At 50.2% G+C, this 3,283-nt stretch carries 4 protein-coding genes and 1 pseudogene; 1 reads left to right on the forward strand and 4 read right to left on the reverse strand.

The features are described 5' to 3' along the window. A partial coding sequence (locus MHN01_RS21455) for a nuclear transport factor 2 family protein (RefSeq protein WP_239413343.1) occupies nt 1-438 on the reverse strand: 438 nt, incomplete at its 3' end. Nucleotides 439-459: 21 nt separating this feature from the next. Between MHN01_RS21455 and MHN01_RS21460 the strand changes: the two genes are divergently transcribed. Further along, complete coding sequence (locus MHN01_RS21460; protein ID WP_239413344.1) at nt 460-1,077, forward strand: TetR/AcrR family transcriptional regulator; 618 nt, start codon at nt 460-462, stop codon at nt 1,075-1,077. Between the two features lie 339 nt (nt 1,078-1,416). Here the strand turns inward: MHN01_RS21460 and MHN01_RS21465 are convergent, their stop codons facing one another. From MHN01_RS21465 to MHN01_RS21475, 3 genes and pseudogenes are all read right to left on the reverse strand, one after another. After that, entirely contained in the window at nt 1,417-2,553 is a 1,137-nt protein-coding gene (locus MHN01_RS21465) for a M20 family metallopeptidase (RefSeq protein WP_239413345.1), read from the reverse strand. Between the two features lie 85 nt (nt 2,554-2,638). Next, a complete protein-coding gene (locus tag MHN01_RS21470; RefSeq protein ID WP_075764853.1) occupies nt 2,639-3,100 on the reverse strand; it encodes a YjiG family protein in 462 nt (153 codons plus the stop codon). Beyond that, nucleotides 3,100-3,283: pseudogene (locus MHN01_RS21475) on the reverse strand (YjiH family protein); the annotation flags it as partial. The gene MHN01_RS21470 and the pseudogene MHN01_RS21475, both read right to left, overlap by 1 nt.

The following is a 3,283-nucleotide window of genomic DNA, read 5'->3' on the forward strand; positions in this document are numbered from 1 at the left end:
TTTCATTGCCAGTGCACTCAGGTCTCCGATAGCATCCATGGCTATAAGCGGATTCCAATAGTCCAGATAGTGCTGTATTTGTCCCTGGTTAAGCGTGATAACCGAGATGTAACGCTGGTTATAGGGGCGTCCTGTTGCTAATCCTTGACCGTTACAGTCAAATTCCAGAATCACCACATCCTGGTTCAACGTCTGATGCACTGTCGGCTCACTTATCTGATCAATGTTCACCAGTTTGCTCACTCTTGTCAGGTAGCTGGCTAGCGCTGCGCTGCCCTCAACCTTTTTCACGCCACCTTCAGGTGCATATGGGAATTCCATTACGCAGTCCTGTGTGACCATTTCGATAAAACTTTGCGCTGACTGGTCAACTTTGGCACCAAGAGCGCGTTTGAGCATTTCTGAAAAACTAGCAAAACCTGCTGGATTATCCGTCATGGTATCTCCCCTTGCATATCGATGGAACGCAATCGTATCAACGAAAAAAGTTCTCAGCGTCGTAAGCCGAGCGGCGCTGCAGTAAAAAAAGAATCAGTGACTAAAGCCATTGAGCAAGCCTTGTTTCAGGAGTGGGCGGCTACCGGCTATGCAGCTATTTCTATTGAATCTGTTGCCAAGCGGGCCGGAGTGGGTAAAGCCGCAATATACCGTCGCTGGCCGTCAAAACTGGCCATGGTGACGGATTTGGTCAACAAAGTGGGTGTTGATTTAATTGTGGTACCGAATTCTGGAGACCTGCATTGTGACATCTATCAGATACTGCTCCAGTTGAGGAGGCTCCTTCGCCATACTTTAATTGCTCGCATCCTTCCCGACTTACATGCTGAAATGGGACGTACGCCGGAATTGGCAGCTGGTATACGTTCGACAGTACAGGTTCAGCGTAGAGCAAGCGCAGAACAGGTCTTACTTAATGCAATCAACCGAAAGGAAATTAGGGAGAATGTCGATATCGATATGGCACTGGATATGCTCGGTAGTATGGTTTACTGGCGCATGATTATCACCAAGCGCCGAGCTGATCGCGCATATCTAGAAAAACTGGCTTCACTAATTGTGAGGACATTGAAGGACTAGTAGACAAGGATAAAGGACGTTGTTGCTAAAATCGATATGAGCAGATTTATCCTTAGATGTTGAGTACTGATGTAACTCTGAATCCTGCATCTTGAGGTAGTTTGGGTATAGAAGTCTGTACCGAGGTTGACAATGAAAGCGTGCAAACTGGAAAGAAAGCTAAGAAAAGAAGTGCTTCATGAGTCCCAAAGGCACCTGTGTGCGGTCAGAGCAAAATTTATGAAAAGGTATACCGGCAATCGGCACCGGTGCTCTCAGCGAGACTATGAGCGGCAGGACAATCAGTACTAATACACAGGGCGCGAAGGGCGCCCTGTATCGTTTTCATCGCGTTTGGTATTAGTTTGCGAGCTTGGTCAGCACTCTTTTCAGTAGCTGAATGCGAGGTTCAATCGTATCAAGCTCAAGGTATTCATCGGCACTGTGGAAGCCTGCCCCGGCCGGACCCAAACCATCTAGGGTAGGAATACCCAGTACAGCCGTCAGGTTGGCATCTGAGCCGCCGCCTACTTCCTGCCACTTGATATCAATACCCAGCTCTTTGCCTGATTCTTCAACCAGTGCCATCAGCGCTTCGGTTTTCTTCGTCGGTACCATCGAAGGCTTATGGGCTTCACGATCAATGGTTATCGCGACGCCGTCAACAAAAGGGGTTTCTGCCATTGCACGGATTTTGGCATCAGCATCGGCATACTCGTCGTTGTCCCAGAAGCGAACATCGACTACGGCTTCGGCGTGATCCGGGACGATGTTGGCACCCGCTCCGCCTTTGACAACGCCGACATTGAGGGTTGTGCCTGACTCAAAGTTGGTGAGCGCATTGATGCCAAGGATCCAGTTGGCCATCTCGGTAATGGCACTTCGACCGCTTTGCGGATCGTTACCGGCATGGGCAGCTTTGCCTGAGAAAGTCAGACGGTAACGCGCCATCCCTTTGCGTGCCTTGACGAGCGAGCCGTCGGCACGGGCAGCTTCGGCGACTAGGACATGTTTGGCATTCACCGCCACACTTTTCAGCCACGTTTCAGAATGCAACGAGCCGATTTCTTCATCTGGGTTCATGCAGATACAAATAGACAGCTTATCGAGTGTACTTTTGTCCATGTCACGCAGGGCATAGACAACATTCAGTAAGCCGGATTTCATGTCAGACACGCCCGGTCCATAGGCGTGCTTCTCATCGACTGTCATTGGGCGAGCTGCCACGGTGCCGACTGGGAAGACAGTGTCCATGTGGCCTATCAGCAAGACATCAATGTCTTTGCTATCGGGGTTGTTGCGAACTTCCAGGCCAGTGCCTGCAATACCGCAGTCAACACGCTTAACATACCAGCCCATATCCAGATACTTATCTGCCATTTGCTGGGCAATAACCTCAATGCCTTCGGTGGTTAGCGTACCGCAGTCGACATTGATAAGCGGGCGTAATTCCTCCAGATACTCCTGCAGAGAAAAAGTTTGTTGCGAGGTGTTCATAGTCACTCCTGAAAAATGCTCCCTGTCGCAGCAGGGACGAAAAGGCAGCAGGAAAGAGGGAGCCGAAAGCCCCCCTCTCTGAGAATTAAACGAGAATGTTCATCACAAACATGGCGGCGAATGCATTGAGGACAGACAGGGCAATCATAACCGGAATGTAGCGCCCTTCGGTGCCGATAGGGCCCATGATCCGGCCCATGTACTGCACCTGAGAACCCATCAGGTAGATGGCCGGTGCCAGAATTGCGATATGCTGGCCGTTTAGGATGCCCTGATCAAATAGGGTAATAACCACGCCAACGGCACCTCCCATCGACATCCAGGCACCGATTAGTACGGCTGCCGCTTCGCCGGGCAGACCGAAAACTGCCATAACAGGCGAGAACAGGCTGCCCATTACATCCAGTGCTCCGGTAATTTGCAGCGCTTTGATAATTACAAATGCCATCAGTACGTTTGGAACTGTCGAGGTAGTGGCAATGGTCCAGCCTTTTTTGGCACCCTCGACGAAGATATCAGTCACCATTGGTTTTTTTGCAGTTGCCATTATGCCGTTTCCTTATTTAGTTCTGGTTGTTGTGCGGATTTATCTTCTTTGCCTTCGGTGATGTTCAGATAGAGACGGAACATATTGGCGCCGACAAATTTGAAGATGAACATGATGGCGACAGCCAGACCAATTGATGAGGTGACTGCCGGTGTGCCGTCCATATTGGTGAGCGTGAACAGC

Source organism: Photobacterium sp. OFAV2-7 (assembly GCF_022347985.1).
Taxonomy (GTDB): domain Bacteria; phylum Pseudomonadota; class Gammaproteobacteria; order Enterobacterales; family Vibrionaceae; genus Photobacterium.

Bases quoted from the DNA above. Each gene is read 5' to 3' on its own strand.
- MHN01_RS21460 (WP_239413344.1), top strand. From the start codon at position 460: ATGGAACGCAATCGTATCAACGAAAAAAGTTCTCAGCGTCGTAAGCCG.
- MHN01_RS21465 (WP_239413345.1), bottom strand. From the start codon at position 2,553: ATGAACACCTCGCAACAAACTTTTTCTCTGCAGGAGTATCTGGAGGAA.
- MHN01_RS21470 (WP_075764853.1), bottom strand. From the start codon at position 3,100: ATGGCAACTGCAAAAAAACCAATGGTGACTGATATCTTCGTCGAGGGT.